Annotated in this window: 20 protein-coding genes and 1 pseudogene; 9 read left to right on the top strand and 12 right to left on the bottom strand. The window is 68.1% G+C overall.

What is annotated here, in order from left to right; genetic code table 11:
* Positions 1–4: 4 nt before the first annotated feature.
* Both AB0368_RS35970 and AB0368_RS35965 read right to left on the bottom strand, forming a co-directional pair.
* A complete protein-coding gene (locus AB0368_RS35970) occupies positions 5–1,132 on the bottom strand; it encodes a hypothetical protein (protein ID WP_366158515.1) in 1,128 nt (375 codons plus the stop codon).
* Between the two features lie 541 nt (positions 1,133–1,673).
* Entirely contained in the window at positions 1,674–1,946 is a 273-nt protein-coding gene (locus AB0368_RS35965; protein WP_366158514.1) for a hypothetical protein, read from the bottom strand.
* Between the two features lie 20 nt (positions 1,947–1,966).
* Between AB0368_RS35965 and AB0368_RS35960 the strand changes: the two genes are divergently transcribed.
* The 4 genes from AB0368_RS35960 (at position 1,967) to AB0368_RS35945 (ending at position 4,545) form a co-directional block, all read left to right on the top strand.
* Positions 1,967–2,263, top strand: a complete 297-nt coding sequence (locus AB0368_RS35960; protein WP_366158513.1) for a hypothetical protein — start codon at positions 1,967–1,969, stop codon at positions 2,261–2,263.
* 342 nt (positions 2,264–2,605) lie between these two features.
* A complete protein-coding gene (locus AB0368_RS35955) occupies positions 2,606–3,205 on the top strand; it encodes a recombinase family protein (protein ID WP_366158512.1) in 600 nt (199 codons plus the stop codon).
* Complete coding sequence (locus AB0368_RS35950; RefSeq protein ID WP_366158511.1) at positions 3,202–3,705, top strand: response regulator; 504 nt, start codon at positions 3,202–3,204, stop codon at positions 3,703–3,705. Before AB0368_RS35955 ends, AB0368_RS35950 begins: the two co-directional genes overlap by 4 nt.
* Positions 3,706–3,735: 30 nt before the next feature.
* Positions 3,736–4,545, top strand: coding sequence for a GAF domain-containing protein (locus AB0368_RS35945; RefSeq protein WP_366158510.1), 810 nt, complete (start codon positions 3,736–3,738; stop codon positions 4,543–4,545).
* A gap of 242 nt (positions 4,546–4,787) precedes the next feature.
* On the opposite strand, the gene AB0368_RS35940 is transcribed toward AB0368_RS35945, so the two are convergent.
* The 6 genes from AB0368_RS35940 to AB0368_RS35915 form a co-directional block, all read right to left on the bottom strand.
* Positions 4,788–5,258, bottom strand: a complete 471-nt coding sequence (locus AB0368_RS35940) for a hypothetical protein (protein ID WP_366158509.1) — start codon at positions 5,256–5,258, stop codon at positions 4,788–4,790.
* 712 nt (positions 5,259–5,970) lie between these two features.
* Positions 5,971–6,696 carry a hypothetical protein gene (locus tag AB0368_RS35935; RefSeq protein ID WP_366158508.1) on the bottom strand — a complete coding sequence of 242 codons (726 nt, stop codon included), beginning with the start codon at positions 6,694–6,696 and terminating at the stop codon, positions 5,971–5,973.
* Positions 6,697–7,039: 343 nt separating this feature from the next.
* Positions 7,040–8,353, bottom strand: coding sequence for a hypothetical protein (locus AB0368_RS35930; RefSeq protein ID WP_366158507.1), 1,314 nt, complete (start codon positions 8,351–8,353; stop codon positions 7,040–7,042).
* Positions 8,354–8,554: 201 nt separating this feature from the next.
* Entirely contained in the window at positions 8,555–9,487 is a 933-nt protein-coding gene (locus tag AB0368_RS35925; RefSeq protein WP_366158506.1) for an alkaline phosphatase family protein, read from the bottom strand.
* A complete protein-coding gene (locus AB0368_RS35920) occupies positions 9,484–10,023 on the bottom strand; it encodes a phosphatase PAP2 family protein (RefSeq protein ID WP_366158505.1) in 540 nt (179 codons plus the stop codon). Before AB0368_RS35920 ends, AB0368_RS35925 begins: the two co-directional genes overlap by 4 nt.
* A gap of 21 nt (positions 10,024–10,044) precedes the next feature.
* Positions 10,045–10,260: an ABC transporter permease gene (locus AB0368_RS35915; protein ID WP_366158504.1), complete on the bottom strand. Its 216-nt coding sequence runs from the start codon at positions 10,258–10,260 to the stop codon at positions 10,045–10,047.
* A gap of 147 nt (positions 10,261–10,407) precedes the next feature.
* On the opposite strand from AB0368_RS35915, the gene efeU reads away from it, so the two are divergent.
* Entirely contained in the window at positions 10,408–11,265 is an 858-nt protein-coding gene (efeU, locus tag AB0368_RS35910; RefSeq protein ID WP_366158503.1) for an iron uptake transporter permease EfeU, read from the top strand.
* Between the two features lie 12 nt (positions 11,266–11,277).
* Positions 11,278–11,586: pseudogene (locus AB0368_RS35905) on the top strand (hypothetical protein); the annotation flags it as partial.
* Positions 11,587–11,799: 213 nt separating this feature from the next.
* Here AB0368_RS35905 and AB0368_RS35900 read toward each other — a convergent pair.
* Positions 11,800–12,492, bottom strand: coding sequence for a phosphatase PAP2 family protein (locus AB0368_RS35900; RefSeq protein ID WP_366158557.1), 693 nt, complete (start codon positions 12,490–12,492; stop codon positions 11,800–11,802).
* A gap of 100 nt (positions 12,493–12,592) precedes the next feature.
* Here AB0368_RS35900 and AB0368_RS35895 point away from each other — a divergent pair, with 100 nt between their 5' ends.
* Together AB0368_RS35895 and AB0368_RS35890 are read left to right on the top strand one after the other, a co-directional pair.
* Positions 12,593–12,973 (top strand): BlaI/MecI/CopY family transcriptional regulator, encoded by a 381-nt coding sequence (locus AB0368_RS35895; protein WP_366158502.1) that lies wholly within the window; start codon positions 12,593–12,595, stop codon positions 12,971–12,973.
* Complete coding sequence (locus AB0368_RS35890) at positions 12,970–13,860, top strand: M48 family metalloprotease (RefSeq protein ID WP_366158501.1); 891 nt, start codon at positions 12,970–12,972, stop codon at positions 13,858–13,860. Before AB0368_RS35895 ends, AB0368_RS35890 begins: the two co-directional genes overlap by 4 nt.
* Positions 13,861–13,909: 49 nt before the next feature.
* Here AB0368_RS35890 and AB0368_RS35885 read toward each other — a convergent pair whose 3' ends face one another.
* The 3 genes from AB0368_RS35885 to AB0368_RS35875 form a co-directional block, all read right to left on the bottom strand.
* Positions 13,910–14,800, bottom strand: a complete 891-nt coding sequence (locus AB0368_RS35885; RefSeq protein WP_366158500.1) for an alkaline phosphatase family protein — start codon at positions 14,798–14,800, stop codon at positions 13,910–13,912.
* Between the two features lie 77 nt (positions 14,801–14,877).
* Positions 14,878–15,543, bottom strand: a complete 666-nt coding sequence (locus AB0368_RS35880; protein WP_366158499.1) for a VTT domain-containing protein — start codon at positions 15,541–15,543, stop codon at positions 14,878–14,880.
* 50 nt (positions 15,544–15,593) lie between these two features.
* Complete coding sequence (locus AB0368_RS35875) at positions 15,594–16,973, bottom strand: ATP-binding protein (protein ID WP_366158498.1); 1,380 nt, start codon at positions 16,971–16,973, stop codon at positions 15,594–15,596.
* Positions 16,974–17,076: 103 nt separating this feature from the next.
* Between AB0368_RS35875 and AB0368_RS35870 the strand changes: the two genes are divergently transcribed.
* The gene (locus AB0368_RS35870) at positions 17,077–17,763 is read left to right on the top strand and encodes a response regulator transcription factor (RefSeq protein ID WP_366158497.1); all 687 of its coding nucleotides are present in this window, start codon (positions 17,077–17,079) and stop codon (positions 17,761–17,763) included.
* Positions 17,764–17,815: the final 52 nt, after the last annotated feature.

Here is a 17,815-nt window from a genome sequence, read left to right as displayed (position 1 = left end):
CGGCTCAGCCCTTCAGACCAAGCTGGGGAAAGGTGAATTTGAGTTCCGTCAGGAAGGCCCGGTATCCGGCCTCGCCGTGTGCTGAGGCGGCCGCGCTGACGGCGTTGAGTGCTGCGGTGAGGGGGTCGGGTTCCGCGTTCGCGAGAATTGCCGGCAGGGCGACATGCTGCTGAGATATCTCGGGGATTTCCGGCCCGGCCACGACGGTAGGCATCTGGATCGTGGTGATCTCGATGGCGTCGAGCTCGGCCCAGACCTCGGCCTGGTATTCGTGGTCCTCCGCGGCCCGGTGATCGAACGGCGGCGGCAGCGGTTCGCCTTCGCGGAGCGCGGCCAGCGCCGTGACGACCCAGGGCAGTTGGTCGATCGAGGACACCGCGGCGGCGTGCTCGGCTGCCCACAGCGAGACCGCTTTCAGCACGTCCCGATTCTGCTCCGCTAAGACGTGGGGTAGGTCGGGATCCAGTTCCTGCAGGGGGTTCGCGAACTCGGCTGCCGCGCGAAGGCGGTCGCTGGGAGTCCGATCGCCCCAGACCTCCGGGTCGATCAGCCGCTGATACTCGGCCTCTTCCAGCTCGGCAGCCGCGCGCTTGCGCTGTTCTCGCGCCGCGAGGTCGGCAGCTGTCAGTTCGGGCTCCGGGTTGTGGTCATGCCAGTAGGCGGCTGCCCGGCTGGTTCGGCGAACGATACGATCCGGACCCGATTCGGCGGGCCAGAACTGCAGCAGGTAGGAGTCGATGATCTCGTCCGCTCCGCTGTCCTGGTCATGGCCCTGCTGCATCTTGTCGGCGCAGTACCTGACGCGGTATCCACCCGCGGGCAGGTCGAGCGGCCATCCGTCACCCATCAGACCTGCGAGAAACGATGAGTCGGTAGGTGCCCCGAAGGAGGCCTCCACCACTTCTTCCCATCGTTCGCCGATGGCGGGCTCGGTGTCGTGAAGCTCAACCCGGAACCCGACATCGCCGGTGTGCAGACCGGTGAAGAGGTCCAAGCGGCCGGCGCAGGCCGCACCACACAACCCGTTGACCTGCCCACGCCACGGCAGCCGTTCGTCGTCCGACCACTCATACGTCTCGTCGCAGAGTTGGGCCTGGTGATAAGACACGAACAGGGGCCCGTCGAAGAGCACTCTGGCCCTCATGCGACCGCCTCTTCAGGCGGCTTGGCGCACTCACCACTCGCCCGTCCAAGCTGCATCCGGAGCGGCCGGCATTCCGCTGGCTTCGAAGTCATGCGCTCAGCTTGCCTGCCCGCGACGTATCCGTCGGACAACTGAGAAGAGCTCCGCCGAAGAAGTGATCCCGCCGTCGGCGAGCCTCGGTCAGACCTTCGACCCTGATCAGGGCGTCACCCATCACCGGTGGAAATAATCCGGCGGCCGCGCACCCGCGGCACCGGGCCGCGTCCGTCATCGATGCGGTGCAGTTGAGATCACGCCGGTTGCTTGCTTCAACAATCCCACGCCCGGCCTGCTGGTAACGGTACGGATAGATCGTCGGCGCCACTCCAGACCGGCGACGAGTCGCCGCCCGTTACCCTCAGCCGCTCGACGAGCCGCCCGCATGGCTCGCAGCAGAGAGCCTGGTCGAGCTTCGCCGCCTGGTCCACCGCCTGACCGATGCGGACATGACCCGACGAGCCGCGCTGGGCCAGCGGCGCGGCGCGTCGTGTCACTTGAGGATGTTGACGATCAGCGAACACAAAGCAACCAACAGGGCAAGCATGGCGACCCGCTCCCCGACGGTCCATGTTGTCCAGCCGGGCTTCGGTATCGGCCCATCGATCCACAGAACGGTCTGATTGCGCCACCCTCTGAGGCGGCCCATCAGGAAACCGGTGATCGTGGCGACGATGAGTATCAGCGCGGCAGTCGCGACCGAGCCAGGACGGTCGTCGAGGACCCCAGCCACGGCGAGGAGCGCCACGATCATCGCCGCGGTCACCAAGCCGACAAGGGACAACCGTGCTGCGCACCACCGGCGCAAAGTGGGCGACCCGCCAGCGTACCTCAACCTTCTCCATCGCCAGCGGCGCCAACCCGGCCGAACACCACGCCGGCAAGATCGTCAGCTACACACCAACACCACTATCCAACATGGACGCCGATGTGGTGCGTTACCACCGCAAGAACGCCAGAGCCGAAAGATCCACAGTCCCATCCTTTGGTGATCGGGCCTTGGCAAGGAGGTCGGTCGCGGACTACGCTGCGTCACCGATAGGCGGTTTGGCCGAGCGGATCGCGGCAAATCTGGATGCGTGACCTTGACGGACGGCGGGCGCAGGTGAGGTGCTCGCGGCAGTCGTGTCTACAGCTCCGTGCCCGGCTGGATGCCTCGGAGGGTCATGTCGAGCACGTTGGCCTTCGCCACCCACGAATCGCGCTACGCGTTTCTCGCCGGGCTCGCCACCGCGGTCGGGACCGGCATCAGCATGGCCTTCTCCGAGGGACTGTCCGACACCTAACGCCGCTGTCCGTTAGCCAAACCCCCAACGGACACACCTGGCCACCGGCTTCGGACGCCGCTACCAGCGCTCGAGCCGTCTCACATAGGGTGTCCGCAGGTGTGTCCGGTGATGGGGGGCTATCTGTTACACTAAGATCATGAGTGGCATCTCGATCGGATACGCCCGATGCTCCACCGACAAGCAAGACTTTGAGGCGAACCGACAGATCCTGCTCGACCTCGGCGTACCCGACGACCGGATCTACGTCGACCACGCGTACTCCGGCACCAACCGCGCCCGGCCCGGCCTCGACCAGGCCCTCGCCGCCGTGCGGCCCGGCGACACCCTCGTCGTGCCGAAGCTCGACCGGCTCGCCCGCTCCGTGCCCGACGCCCGGCAGATCGGCGACTCCCTCGTCGAGCGCCGCATCCGGCTGCAGCTCGGCACGATGACTTACGACCCGGCCGACCCGATGGGCAAGATGTTCTTCAACATCCTGGCCACCTTGGCCGAGTTCGAAGTCGACTTGCTGCGCATGCGCACCCGCGAAGGCATGGCCATCGCCAAGGCCAAGGGCAAGCTCAAAGGCCGGGCACCGAAACTGTCACCGACCCGCCAGGCGCACCTGCGCAAGCTGCACGCCGCCGGCGAACACACCATCGCCGAACTGGCTGAGCTGTTCGAGGTGTCCCGCCCGACCGTCTACCGGGTCCTCGAACGCGCCGGCGCCACGACATCCACGGCCGATGCGGCATGACCGCTGCTACCGCGTTGTTGCAGGTGCTGCTCGTCGAGGACGACCTGGCCGACGTGGCTTTGATGGAAAGCTCCTTCGCCGAGCATCAAGAACCCACCGAGCTGCACCACGTCGTCGACGGCGCTGACGCCCTGGCGTTCCTGCGCCGCGAAGGTAGATACGCCGACGTGCCACGGCCGGATCTGATCCTGCTCGACCTGAACATGCCCCGGGTCGACGGCCGCCAGGTCCTCGCCGCGATCAAGGCCGACGAGAAGCTCAAGGCGATCCCGGTGGTGGTGTTCACCACCTCCGCCGCCCCGGCCGACGTCAGCTCCAGCTATGGCGCCCACGCCAACGCCTACATCACCAAGCCCATCGACCTGGACCAGTTCGACCGGGTGGTGGCGCAGATCCGTAGCTTTTACGGCCACACCGTCACCCTTCCCCCGCGCCCCGGCGACGCCAACCGCAACGACGGGTCCACCGGCGACCCGACCAACTCCACCCCGCCGGCCTGAGCACCTCTTTTGGAAAGCGAGCACCGCACCGTGTCGATCACCACTGACAGCACTATCGCCCTCACTGATCCGGCCCGGCTGGCCGCGGTACGCCGCTACGAAATCCTCGACGCCCCCACCGACGGCCAGTTCGACACGATCGCCGCCGCCGCTGCGGCGGTGTGCGGCACCCCGATCGCCACGGTCAGCATCGTCGACGCCGACCGGGTCTGGTTCGCCGCCACCCGCGGCCTGGACGGCGTCGCGCAGGTCGGCACCGAACCCGGACTGTGCGCGTCAGCGTTCTGCGCCGACGGCCCGTACGTGGTCAACGACGCGGTGGCAGATCCGCGCACCCTCGACCACCCGCTGGTGCGTGGCGAGCTGGGGCTGCGGTTCTACGCCGCCGCCCCGATCGTCACCGTCGACGGGCACCACCTCGGGACGGTCACCGCGATCGACGGCATCCCGCGGGAGCTGACCGACGCGCAGAAGACGGTGCTCGGCCACCTCGCCGACCAGGTCGCCCAGCACCTGGAACTGCGCCTGGCCACCATCCAAGCGGTCCGCGCCGAACGCGAGCTGCGCACCGAGGCCGAGCAGCGCGCCGCCGCCGCCGCGGAACTCGCCGCCCAGATGCGCACCGCCGCGGCGAAGCAGGCCGCCACGCCACACCCCGAGCGCTGCGAGCTCGGCGGCGCCCGCGGTTGCACCGCACCGGCCGAGATCAAGGTCGCCGACTCCTGGGGCGACTCCGCGTGGGGCTGCACCGCCCACGTCGAGGAAGCCATCATCAACGTGACATCGGTGTACATCGCCAGCGAAGAACTCGGAGGCCTGGCCGCCTACCTCAACCGCTGACCCACCCAGCAAGGAAGGGTTACCGCGGGCGCCGGTTACTCAGGCACGGTTGGCGTCAGGGTTACGCAATGCCCCAATTTCGCTGGGCCCCGCCGCTGACATGGACCTGTCGTCAGGCACTGGCATCAATCGGCTATGGCTCACTTCTGGTGGATCCATTACGCATGGTGACACCCCGCTTAGAGCCGAGCGCGCGTTGTCTGCGGCCAGAAGAGGATGACGGGACCGCCCTGCGGCATGGTTCAGGGGATGGGAAGGGTATCGATATCGTCGATGACGATCTTCCGGTCCTCGGTGTCACCGACGGTCTCGGCAAGGGCAATCGCTCGACTGCGCGAGTCACGCGCCGCCTCGAAGTCGCCTGCGACGGCCTGGGCCCGGGCAAGGCCCTCGTAGGCGCTGGCCACGAGCCACACTTCCATCCCAGGGCGGTCTGCGTAGTCCAGGCACCGTCGGGCGTGGTAGAGCGCGGGCTCGGCCCGTCCGAGCGTGGCGTAGACCCGGGAACACTGCCACTCGCCGACGGCCCGATTCTGGTCGTCGCCGACGTTGTCCCAGTGGAACCGCGACGCATGAACCGTATGGATCATTCGCTCCTCCTCGTCAGCCGAGCGGGACTCCTTCTCCAGCAGCGTCCAGGTGTGGTTGAACAGCGTCCGCGCCAGCTCACGCTCGTCAATGACGCTCGGCGGCTGGGGCTCGGTCATCGCCATGATGACTCCTCGTTCGTAGTCGAGCAGGGCTTCGGCACGACGTATGCGCGATCGCCGAGCAGCCCATGCAGTTGCCGGGAGAGAACGTTGGCCAGACTGCAGCCGGGCGTGGCGATCATGCCCACCAGCGCCGGGTCGGGATTGGCCAGCAGCCACTGACCGTAACCGACAATGCGACCAGAACAGCCGGCCACGTCGTTCCCGTGGTTCGCAGTGCGGGCGCAGGTGTTCTCGGCCGCGGCGTGGCGATCGTCAGCACGGGCAGCGGCGCGGCGGAACCGGTCGACGTGGCTGGAACCGTCACGCTGGGACCCGGCGCAGCCTGCCGCTGACCTCCGCAGCCGCTCAGTAGGGCCGCGGCGGTCAATGCGACCAGCATCGGCATCAGTCGCATGTGACCTCCTGGAACTCGGTCTCCCCAGCCCCTCCGATCGGACGTCACCGGCCGGCCCTTAGACGTCATCATTCGCAGGCCGCCATGACCCGGGTACGCCGAGTTCGGGCCGGGTCTCCTAACTGCCCTGAGAATCGCGGTGTCCTGACCACCCGCGCCACCGGCGAAGAAGTCAGGCCGCGTACTCGGCTGAACCCGTCACCGCTACCGGCCAGAACTTGTGTCATGGGCCAGAACGGTCAACCGCGCCCTCAAGGCCCGGACATCGCGAACCTCGTCCTGCGCGTCCGATCACACGGCTGCGCGGGATGACGGGAGTCAATGGGGCCGGGCGGCGGGATGCTGACGCCGAATGGCAAGGATCGCGATGATGGCGGCGAGCAGCACGGCGGAGGCGGCGTACCGGTCCAGGGCCAGGCCGCCCTTGGCGAGGGGTTTGTCGAGGAAGTCGCCGACGACGGCGCCCAGCGGCCGGGTCAGGACGAACGCCGCCCAGAACAACAGAGTGTGCGAGAGACGGGTCCAGCGGTAGGCGGCGGCGATGACCGCCAGCAGGGCGGTGAACAGCAGCGCGCCGCCGGTGTATTCAAGGCCGATGGTGTCGGCGGTCCAGTCGCCCAGCGCCGTGCCCAGCGTTTGCGAGAACAGGATGGTCAGCCAGTAGAAGCCTTCGGTACGCGGTGTCTGGATGCTGGTCACCGCGATCGTGCCGGTGGCCTTGAACCACAGGCCGAAGGAGGCGAGCAGGCAGATGACCAGGATGGTGGTGCCGCCCGGGTAGCCGACGCCCAGGTCCCGGTCGACGTAGTCGGCGATCGTCGTGCCCAGCGTCGTCGTGGCGATGATGGTGAACCAGTAGACCCATTGGTTGAATCGAGCCGCGCGGATCTGCAGGATCACTGCGGCCACGAAGACGACCGCGAAGATCAGAGTGCTGGTCAGGTAGCCCAGGCCCATCGACATGGACAGCGAATCGCCACCGGTCTCGCCGAGCGTGGTGGCGAGGATTTTGACCACCCAGAAACCGAGGGTGACAGCCGGCACCTTCGCGACGAAATCGCGTAACTGCTCGGTGGATTCGCTGGCCGAGAGATCCGCCGATGAAAAATCTGTCTGCGGATTCTCGAATGGCATGCGTGACAGCGGCATGAGCAATCTCCGTTCACAATGAGGTCCCAGCCAGGACCAGCGGACTGGACAGTGCATCGGTGACTGACGAAGCGTGACTCCCCTCGGCCGGCGGTCATGCGGACACTACGTACTGCACGCGCCGGCAGTTCATCGCCAAGCGGAAATCGGTCACCCGAATTGGCTCGCCCGCCGTGAGGTGCAAGGTGTCTGTGGAAAGGTGCTCGACCCGGCCGGATCGCCGTGAGCCGGCGAGGTGTCAGACTCCGTCGAACTCGTTCAGGGTGGCGGTGAGGGCTGCCAGCGTTGCGGCACAGTCGGACTGGCTCGGGTTGCCCGCGCGCAGGGACGTAAGGACGGCGTCGATCTCATCGTCGAGCTGGTGCCACTTGCCGGGGTCACGCGGTTTGAGCCCGGCCTCTGCGTCGTCCCATGCCACCTCGAGGTCTTTGACACGCACCTTGGCGTTCGCAAGATCGTTCTTGGCGACCTTGGCCTGGACCTGGTCGATGATGGCGGCGAAACGACTCAGGTTGCCCAAAGCTGTGGTCGGGTGCACCTGCCGCCTGGCCGATGCCGCCTTCGGGCCGACGCCAGTACCCGCCACGGCGGTGGTCGCGGCGCCGTCGTCGACGACGCTGGACGCAGCATGGAAGTGGCTCAGCCCGGAGCCGAGAATCAGGACCGCTGCGACGCCGGCGGTCGCCCACGCGTAGTCGCGCCGGCGACCTCCGAGTGGACCGTCACCTTTGACGGCCACACCGTGCCGGCCGGCCAGTACCTGCTCACGAGCGACCAGGACCACGATGACGGCGAAGAACAGGATGCTCGTCACGCTGGCGCCCAGATCGAGGCCGCCGAAGTCCTTGGCCTGGGTCAGCAGGTCGCCCAGGGAAGCACCGAGCGGGCGGGTCAGGACGTAGGCGATCCAGAACGTGAGCACCAGGCTGGCACCTGCTCGGCGGGCGAGCCACGTGGCCAGGATCAACCCGCCGAAGATCAGCACACCGTTACGGAATCCCAGGCTGAGTGCTTCAGTGGCCAGGTCGCCGGCAGCCGTGCCGAGCGCGAACGTGGTGAGGATCGCGGCCCAGTAGAAGGCTTCGCGTCGCGGTGTGTCGACGGAGGTGATCGCGAGAGTGCCTTCCTGGCGGTACCAGACGGCGAAGACGACGGCGAGGATGACCGCGAACAGGGCGCTGCTGACGTACAGGCTGACGCCGAGGTCGTCGGTGAACAGGTCGGTGATCTGGGTACCGACGATGCTCACCAGCACCACGCACAGCCAGTAGATCCAGGGCGTGTATTTCGTGGTGCGGAATTGTACGACCAGCGCCATCACGAGTACGGCCAGCATCAGTGCGTCGGTGACGACCGGCCCGAGCCCGACATTAACGGCTAGGAAATCGGCGAACGTCTCGCCGATCGTGGTGGACAGAACCTTGATGACCCAAAAGGTCGCGGTTATGGCAGGGACCTTGGTCATCCAGGTACGCGCCGTTACATGGGCGGAAACCGCCATCGTTTCTCCTCGGATTGATCGGCCATGAGCATGGCAAGGATCGATTTGCATCACATATCTCGTCAGGCCGCAATTCCTTTTGCAGCCGTCTCCGCCGGATCAAAAGCCGATCCGGGCAGACGCCGAAGGGGACCGGCCGCGAATGACATCGTGCCAGCACTCGCTCCGACACTCGCAATGATGGGGACCCGGCGCTTTCAGCGTTTTCTCAGCTGTGGGTCGTCCGTCTTCGCGCGAACATTCGAGGTCTTTTCACAGATGGAAGGCTGTGGTCATGGACGGCGCCTGCTGGGCGCAGCCGAGCAGCGGTAGACCGAGCACTTCCTCTGTCGTGCGGAGCGTCGAGCAGTGCGTGAAAGCGTCCGCGGCCACCACGTTCTTCGTCGTCGGTGAGATGACCAGGCTCGGGATGTGGTTGTCCGTGCTCGTGCCCTCGTCCCAGGTGACCAGAACGATCAGGCGCCCCGCCCGGTAGTCCGGACCAGACAGGATCGACGGCAGCCATGTCATGAGCCAGCGGTCGCCGTTGCCGACCCGATCGGTGGGACACGGGTCGGCGCCGTGCATGTCGTGGCAAGCGTCCGGGCTGACGAACGCGAAGGACGGCAGGCGGCCTGCGCTGATGTCGTCGTGCATGGCGCCGGCCTGCGGGTCGCCCATCGGCACGGACCAGCGGGCGCAGTCGCTGCGGTCGTCGAGGTAGTACGTGGCCGGTACGTGGCGTACGAGGTAGCGCCCGTCCGCACCGTTGTCGAGCGCGCATGGGCGCGGAGCCGATTCGGCGTAGTCGCGCCATTCCCGGCCGCTCGCGGCGACCTGGTGAAAGAGGTTGTCGCCGCGCAGGGGATGCGCCTTCGGGGCCCGGTCATCGCAGATGCCGGCCGTGCTCCCGCTGGTCATGAGGATGTACGCGGCCAGCGACGGGCACTGCGCTGGATATCCCGCGTCGAAGTGGCTGGCCGTGCCATAGGTGCGGGCCAGCTCGTTCAGGTAGGGCGCGTCCGGCGAGCCGATGATTCGGTCGTATTCGTGGTTCTCCTCCGCGATGACCAACACCTTGGTGTAGCCAGCGGCGGGCGGCGCGGTAGAGGGCAGGGAGAGCGTACGTCTATCCCCACCCTGACAGCCGGCCATTGCGAGCGATGCGGCCAGCACGGTTGCGAGCAGCCGCTGGGGCTTGTTCACAGGATTCCTTCAACGGCGCGGTTCCGGGCGCGGTTCCAGCGGCTCCACATGGTCACCTCGAGGACCGCGAGGCCCGCGATGACGGCGGCGGCGAGGATATCGCCGGGATAGTGCACACCGACCCAGACACGGGAGTATCCGACGGCCAGCGCCGCGAGTGCGAGGACGACGCCCCACCGGCGGCTCAGGAATGCGTACACGCCGAAAGCGAGCGCGAAAGCGGCGGTTGCGTGGTCGCTGGGTAGCGAAATCCCAGGGTCGTGCGCGATCAGCTGGTGCACATGGTGACTCTGGAACGGGCGCACCTGGTCGCCGACGTGCGACAGCAGCGCGGCGCCGGCGAACGCGAAGAACAGCGCGACACCCAGTTCGAGGACCGGGCGCAACCGGCGACGGTACAGCGCCACCGCGACGAGGACCGCCGACACCGCGAAGATCAGATAGATCAGCCACGCAGCCGCGAATTCCATCGCGTCATCCAGGCCGTCCCACCGCCCGGCCGGGCCGTTGATGAGTTCGAAGAGCTGATAGTTCACGGCGCTACTGTGCGGGGTCGATCATAAGAATTCGCTGAAAGGCCGGCGGAGCAGGCCGGCGGCGACCAGGTCGACGGTCACCGCGACGGCGATCCTTCTACGGCCAGGTAAGGCCAGCAGGACCAGCAGGTGAGTCGCCCTAGCGTGCACGGCGGAGCCGCCCCCGAGCAGCTTTCCGACGAACGCTCCGGGCAGGGTGACCAGACCGACGTTACGGGTCTGGTCGAGCGGTGGCACGAGTGCCCGTGGCCGCCGCCGGACAACCTCAAGCGCCGCTTACACGACGGCGAATGCAGGGCCGATCCAGACCGCGCCGCGAGCCAACTTGACAACTCCCACATCCTGTAGGACTTTGCGTAGGCAAGCCTAGCCAAAGGGGTACGAGTGAGCACGGTCTTCTTCGCCAGCTACCTGATCGGGTTGCGCGACGGCCTCGAAGCGGCACTGGTCGTCACGATCCTGCTGACCGTACTGGCCCGCTCACAGCGCCGCGACGGCCTGGCACCGCTGTGGTCCGGCGTCGCCGCGGCCGTGGTGACCGCCGCAGCGCTCGGCGCGCTGCTCACCTACGTTGCCACGTCACTGCTCGACGGCGTACGGCTGGAGCTGTTCGAGGCCGTCACGTCGCTCGTCGCCGTCGTCATGGTGACGTGGATGATCTTCTGGATGCGGCGCAGCGCCCGCACCATCAAGGCGGAACTGACCGGCAAGCTCACCGAGGCGCTCGGCATGGGCCGGACCGCGATCGCCGCCCTGGCCTTTGTCGCGGTCATCCGAGAAGGTGTCGAGATGGTGCTGCTGGTCTTCTCCGCAGCGCAGGCCGCCGCGCAGAGCGTCGCGCCGCTGCTCGGCATGCTGGCGGGCGTCGTCTCGGCGGTGCTGCTGGGCTGCCTGATGTACAAGGCCGTCGCGAAGGTGAACCTGGGCCGGCTGTTCACCTGGACCGCGGTGCTGCTCGTTCTGGTCGCCGCGGGTATCGCCAAGTACGCCGTACACGGCTTCCAGGTCGCCGGCGCCCTGCCCGGCGCCGGCACAGTGGCCTACGACCTGTCCGGCACAGTGGAGCCCACCTCCTGGTACGGCACGCTGCTGACCGCCACGGTCAACCTCACGCCGAGTGCGACCGTCCTGGAGGCGGCCACCTGGCTGCTGTACGCCGCCGGCGTGCTGCTGGTCTTCTTCCGCCCAGCCACAGTGGCCGCGAAGCCGAAGGCGGTCACCGAGACGAAGGCGGCCGCGTGACCCAGATTCGTCGTGGCGCTGCTGCTGGCCACGGCGGGCGCGGCCGGCTGCGACAGCAAAGCCAGTACTCCGGCCGCTGATCTCGTCACGGTCGGCTCCAACGACACAGCATTTTGGTGGCACGCACGAAGCTGTACGGACCTGGCGACCGGCGAGGAGTGGACCGGCTTCCACCGCCTGGAGAAGGAGCTGTGGACCGGCGCCCGGCCGGACCCGGCGACCCCCGACCGGCTGCTCGTCGACGTCACTGCGCTGCAGCAGCAACTGCGTACGCAACGCTGCACCGCGCTGGACCTGGCGAACGGGGCCAAGTCGCTGCTGGACGAGGTCGCGTCGAAGAAGGTGACCGGCGAGGAGGATCATTTCTCGCACCGACCTCTGGGACTTCGCGGCCAACGTCGACGGGTGCAAGGCGGCGATCGAGGCGCTGCGGCCCGCCGTCGACCGACGCGATCCGGCGCTGGGCCCACTCATCGACGACCGGCCGGTATTCCAACTGCCTGGCAGAGCCGGTCAGTCGTCTGGCGGTCGCGGTCAGCACCCGGTGAGCAGCCGCTCGTCCCGTCCGAGCACCACTCGCAGCAGCACGCTGATGGCGGGCACGATCGCCAGGACGAACAGCCAGGCGCCGACGACGTCGCTCGGCCAATGCACCACGAGCGCGACCCGGCTCACCCCCACCGCGCACGCCCAGAGCCCCACCACCACGGCCAGCACGATCTTTGTTCGCCGGTGGCGGAGCAACGGCCCGCAGACGGACACCGCGACGAGGGCGGCGGCCGCAGCGGCGGTGCTGTGCCCGGAGGGAAACGAATAGTTCGAGGCCGGGGCCAGTTGGTCGACGGGCCGCGGCCGCCCGACGACGGCGAGCACAAGCAGCCGGGCGCAGATGACGACGACCATCGCGACCACTGCGAAGACGGCCTGCCGCCACTTGCGGAACGCGAGCAGGATCGCACAGCCCAGCGCGATGAGCGGATCCAGCACCGCGGTGCTGCCGGTCACGGTGACAGCGGCCATCGCGGCCCGCCAGTGTGGATGGGCCAGCGCGGTGGCATGCGCGGCCCGGCTGACCCATGTGTCGAAGCGCAACACCGGCTGGGCCTTGCCGGCCACCAGCAGGGCCAGCAGCACGAAGGCCGTTGCCGAGCAGCCGGCGAGCACCAGGACAGCGGTCCTGCGGCGGCCGGCACGATCGGCGCGATGCCGGTCCGGCAGTCGGAGCATCACACCAACGACACTATCTCCTACCTGTTGTAGGTTTCACCGTGTCGGCGGGCAACCGCCCGGTGACGCCGGGCTATCCTGACCGCGGAGGGCAGCGATAGTGACGACGAAGGACGGCCGCCGGCCACCCGGATCCCTCGAGGCCGAGGTCATGGCAGCATTGTGGGCACACCCGGAGCCGATGACGGCCACCGATGTACAGGGCGCGATCGGTGCTGATCTGGCGTACAACACCGTGCAGACGATCTTGATCCGGTTGCATGACAAGGGGCAGGTCGAACGCCGCCGCGCCGGCCGGGGACACCTCTACTGGCCGGTCGAGGACGCCGCCACCGCGGCCGCATCCCAGATGCGGGCGGCCCTGGAAGGGCGCCCTGACCGTCAGGCCGTGCTCCAGCGGTTCGCCGCCTCGCTCGACGAGGCCGACGCCGCGAGTCTGCATCGGCTCCTGGCCGACGCCGAGCGGCGGCGTCGGTCGTGAACGTCGCCATCTATGTGCCGCTTTTGCTCGCCCTGCCGCTGGCCTTCTCGGCACGGTGGCTGGCGGCGCGCGGCGCGCCCGGTCTTGCCGCCCGCGGCCTCACGGCGATCGCTGCCGTCGCGGCTCTGTCGTCCACCTGGTCGTTGACTCTGCTGGCAATGACCATGCTGGACGATCTGCCGCCGCTGTCGGCCCTGGACAACCATCCGAGCGTGGAGCTGCCCGAGCCCGTGCCCGGGCCGGTCGCGCTCGTCGCGGGTCTCGCGGTGCTGGCAGGCGGCGTACGGCTGCTGGTCGACGTGCGGCGCCGCAGCAAGGTGCACCGGGAGCTACGCGCGGTCGGCGCAGCGCACCACGGCCTGGTCGTCGCCGACTGGTCCGCGCCGCTGGCAGTAGCCGTGCCCGGACGGCGCGGCCACGACGGGCATCTGCTGGTCACCACCGGGATTCTGCGGCTGCTCGACGGGGAGGAGCGGCGGGTCGTCTTCGCCCACGAGCAGGCGCATCTCGCGCACGCTCACCACCGTCTCGTCGCCACGGCCGCCGCCGCTGCCGCGCTGAACCCCCTGCTCATCCCGGTCCGGGACGCGGTCGTTTACCTGGTCGAGCGCTGGGCCGACGAAGAGGCGGCCGCCGCCGTCGGAGACCGCGACCTGACCGCCCGGGCGGTGGCCCGGGCGGCCCTGGCCACGGTCGACTCCGGGCCTGCCGCCGTGCTGGGCATCCACGGCGGCGCCGCGGTGCACCGGGTACGGGCGCTGGCCGAGCCCACTCCTGCGCCGCGGCGCCGGCGGATGGTCGGCCCGGCCCTGCTCGGCGCCTGTTTCGTCACGGCGATCGTGGTGGCGACTCTCGAGTTCGTGGCCCTGGCTCGCGCCTGGCTCTGAGCCGGCCGGCCCTTGACCGGTCAGGCGCCTCGTGGAGGCAGGGAAGGGTTCAGGCAGACGTCCAGATGTCCGGCACGCCCTTGCGGCGCGCCGCGGCGCCCGTAAGGGGAAGCCGGTACATGCGCTGCAGGGTGTGCAGCAGGTCGTAGTGGTCGAGGTGTGCGCCGTACTGGCCCCGCCGGACCCCGGCGCCCGCGATGATGGTCGGGATGTGGTTGTGGTCGGTCTTGTTGTCCTCGTCGAAGGTGAGGATGAACAGGCTGTTGTGGGTCTTAGCCCAGGCGATGTACGGCGCGAACTGCTTCTTCAGCCAGGTGTCGGCCCGCTCCTTCGGGCAGTCGTGCATGTCGTGACACAGGTTCGGGACCACGAACGACACGGTGGGCAACTTGCTGTAGTTCTCGGGGAACGCCTTGTACGGCTGGTTCGCCGAAGCCGGCACGTTGCTGAAGTTGACCCAGGGGTTGTGCCGACGGACATAGCCCTTGTGCGCGCATCCGCGCCACCCGACGCTGGGCAGATCCTCGGAATAGCCGGTGAAGCTGTGGCGCGCGTCGAGAAGCTGCCGACCGAAGTTCAGCCGGCCGCCCAGGTTGTGCGGGCAGTTGTTGTCGCTCACGCCCTGGGTGGATCCGGAGAACAGTGCCAGGTAGTTCGGCTGACTGGGATGGGTCTCGCCGTAGAAGTGCAGCATGTTCGCCGAGGTCCTGGCCAGCGACGACACCCACGGCGTCTTGGGATGGCCCACGACGTCGTCGTAGCGCTTGTTCTCCAGCATGACGATCACGACGTGATCGGGGGTGGGCGGAGTGACGGACGTAGTCGTTGCCGCGGTTCGCACGGGCGTGGGACCGGCGGCGCCCGCCTCGACGACCGCCATACCGGCAGTGAGAACTCCGAGGGCGCAGGCCGCCATCGCCATGCGGCGGGAACTCTTCAAGGTCTTCTCCAGGGTTGATGTCCACTTTCACCTACATTATGTAGGAGGAAGCAGACATGCCCCACCAACACGCCGCGTCAGCGCGGTTCGGACTCGACCCGGCGGCGGCTGCTGCGCCGGCGCCCTCGCAGCAGTTCGATCCCGATGGGGACCACGGAGACGGCGACGATGCCGATCAGGATGAACTCGATGTTGTTCTTGACGAACGCCAGCTGGCCCAGGAAGTAGCCGAGGGTCGTGACACCGCAGCCCCAGAGCGTGCCGCCGGCGACGTTGTAGATCAGGAACGTGCGGTAGTGCATGCGACTGGCACCCGCGACGATCGGGGTGAACGTCCGCACGATCGGCACGAAGCGCGCGAGCACGATCGAGCGGGCACCGTACTTGGCGAAGAAGTCCCGGGCCTTGGACAGGTTCTCCTGCTTGAACAGCCGGGAGTCCGGGCGCCGGAACAACGCCGGGCCGAAGCGGTGCCCGAAGGCGTAACCGAACTGGTCCCCCGCGGCGGCCGCGAGCGACACCAGCAGGCACATGAGCCACAACGGCTGATGCAGGTAAGTGCCGTCGGCGATCAGCAGCCCGGCGGTGAACAGCAGCGAGTCGCCGGGCAGGAAGAAGCCGATCAACAGACCGGACTCCGCGAACACCAGGGCGAGGATCCCGAGCAGGCCGAACGTGGAGATCAGCCATTCCGGATCCAGGAATGACGGCCCCAGCGCAAGGATGCTCGGTGCTGCCAACATATGTACGTCCATATCCTCGGAGACGGGCAATAAACCTACAGCTCGTAGGTTTACGGTACGGGAATCGGCAGCCGGATTCGCAGCATGGCGCGCTCCTCCGCCGGGTCCACGACAAGGGTTCCGCCATGCGCCACGACGATGTCGCGGGCGATCGGCAGACCCAGCCCCGCACCGCCGTCCTGCCGCGATCGGCTGTGATCGAGCCGGACGAACCGGTCGAAGATCCGCTCCCGATCGGCGGCCGCGATAGGGGGCCCGTCGTTGCCGACCAGCAGCTCGACGTGCTCGCTGTGGGCCGCCTGCGCGATGGTCACGCTGGTGCGAGCGTGCCGGACGGCGTTGTCGACCAGGTTGCGCAACACCCGGTGCAGCTGATCCGGGTCTCCCATCACCCGGACGGGTTCGACCGTGCCCTCGATGCGCAGCTCAGGATGTTCGGTGGCTACCCGTTCCCGCTCGGCGTACACCAGATCATCGAGATCCACCTCCGTCGTGCGTAGCCGCAGGGCATGGTCGTCGACACGGGCGAGCAACAGCAGGTCGTTGACCAGCCGCGCCATCCGGCCACTCTCGGCGTGGATGCGAGCCACCGACCGGGCCGGCGCTTCGGCAAGCTTCGCGTCCGCCAACAGGTCGGCATTCGCGTGAATGGTCGCCAGCGGACTGCGCAGCTCGTGGCTGGCGTCCGCGACGAAACGGCGTTGTGCCGCCGACGCCGCCTCGATCCGATCGAGCATCGTGTTCATGGTCGCTGCCAGCGCCGCGATCTCGTCATCGGCGGAGGACACCGGCAGCCGGGCGTGCAGGTTCCTGGCGGTGATCGTGGCAGCCTGCCGCCGCATGGCCTCCACCGGGCGCAGGGTGCGCCCCACGAACAGGAACGTGGCGACACCGACCACGAGGGCGAGCAACGGCATGCCGATCAGCAGGGCGGCGAGGATGGCCTCGGTCCCGTCATCGGCTATGTCCATCGACTCCGCCACCAGCACGGTCTGCACGCCTTGGGGGGTAAACACGCCGGCGGCCACGATCCGAAACGGCGAGTCCTGGCTGATGTCGAGTTGGCGAGTCTCACGCTCACGCTGCCCGGCGCCAGGCCGCAGGGCCGACATCGGGGGTGAAGTCGCGACGGCGTTCGAGGCGGCGATGACCTGGCCGGCGGAGTTCAGCACCTGCACGACCGTCCGTTCCGGGGCGGAGGGCCGCAGCGCCGCGGCGAGCGCGGAGGAGTCACCCCCGGCCAGCGCGACAATGAGCTGCGTGGCCCGGTCGTTCGCCGCCGTGTCCGCATTGTCCAGCAGGATGCCCCGCGCGGTGATCAGCAGCACGGCGCCCGCGAGAATCGAGGCGACGGCGACCACCAACCCGGCCGCAAGGGCCGACCGCAGCCGTACGCCCAGACGTCGCCTGATGAAACGGGGTGTCCGCATGGCCGTCACGCTAGCTGCGACGCGCTGAGGACGCGCTGAATGTGCGTTTCAGGGTTTTCTCAGCGCCGTCGAGGCACGCTGGTCAACGACTGGGAGGTGAACCGTGCGGGTGCTCGTTGTGGAGGACGAGGTGAGCCTTGCGGAGACGATCCGCGACGGGCTCGCCCCGGAAGGCTTCACCGTCGACCTCGCTCACGACGGCGCCGAAGGTCTGTGGCAGGCGACCGAGACACCTTACGGTGCCTACGACGCCGTCGTCCTCGACATCATGCTGCCCCGCTTGAGCGGTTACGAGATATGCCGGCAACTGCGCGGCCGGGGCATCTGGACCCCGGTACTCATGCTCACGGCCAAGGACGGCGAGTACGACCAGGCAGACGCGCTCGATCTGGGCGCCGACGATTACCTGATCAAGCCGTTCTCGTTCGTCGTGCTGATCGCCCGCCTACGCGCCCTGATCCGCCGCGGCGCTCCGGAACGCCCGGCAGTGCTGAGCGCGGGTGACCTGACCCTCGACCCGGCCGAGCGCCGCGTCGCCCGGGGGGACACGCCGATCGCCGTCACGCCCCGCGAGTTCGCTCTCCTGGAGTTCCTGCTGCGCCACCGGGGCCAGGCCGTGACCAAGTCCGCCATCATCGACAATGTCTGGGACGCACACTTCAACGGCGATCCCAACATCGTCGAGGTGTACATCGGCTACCTGCGCAAGAAGATCGACCACCCGTTCGGCCGAGCGGCGATCGAGACCGTCCGCGGCGCCGGCTACCGTATCAACCCCGAGGGAGGCTGAACGACGCGCAGGCGAGCCGGCCCTGCACCTGACCGCTTCAGCAAATATTCAG

The sequence above is a fragment of the Actinoplanes sp. NPDC051475 genome, assembly GCF_040689425.1.
In the GTDB taxonomy this organism is placed as follows: domain Bacteria; phylum Actinomycetota; class Actinomycetes; order Mycobacteriales; family Micromonosporaceae; genus Actinoplanes.
Note: the sequence above shows the minus strand (reverse complement) of the source record. Positions and strands in the feature narration are given on the sequence as shown.

Coding starts and splice junctions, on each gene's coding strand:
- AB0368_RS35955 (WP_366158512.1), top strand. CDS start 2,606: ATGAGTGGCATCTCGATCGGATACGCCCGATGCTCCACCGACAAGCAA.
- AB0368_RS35950 (WP_366158511.1), top strand. CDS start 3,202: ATGACCGCTGCTACCGCGTTGTTGCAGGTGCTGCTCGTCGAGGACGAC.
- AB0368_RS35940 (WP_366158509.1), bottom strand. CDS start 5,258: ATGGCGATGACCGAGCCCCAGCCGCCGAGCGTCATTGACGAGCGTGAG.
- AB0368_RS35930 (WP_366158507.1), bottom strand. CDS start 8,353: ATGCAAATCGATCCTTGCCATGCTCATGGCCGATCAATCCGAGGAGAA.
- AB0368_RS35900 (WP_366158557.1), bottom strand. CDS start 12,492: ATGCTCCGACTGCCGGACCGGCATCGCGCCGATCGTGCCGGCCGCCGC.
- AB0368_RS35880 (WP_366158499.1), bottom strand. CDS start 15,543: ATGTTGGCAGCACCGAGCATCCTTGCGCTGGGGCCGTCATTCCTGGAT.
- AB0368_RS35875 (WP_366158498.1), bottom strand. CDS start 16,973: ATGCGGACACCCCGTTTCATCAGGCGACGTCTGGGCGTACGGCTGCGG.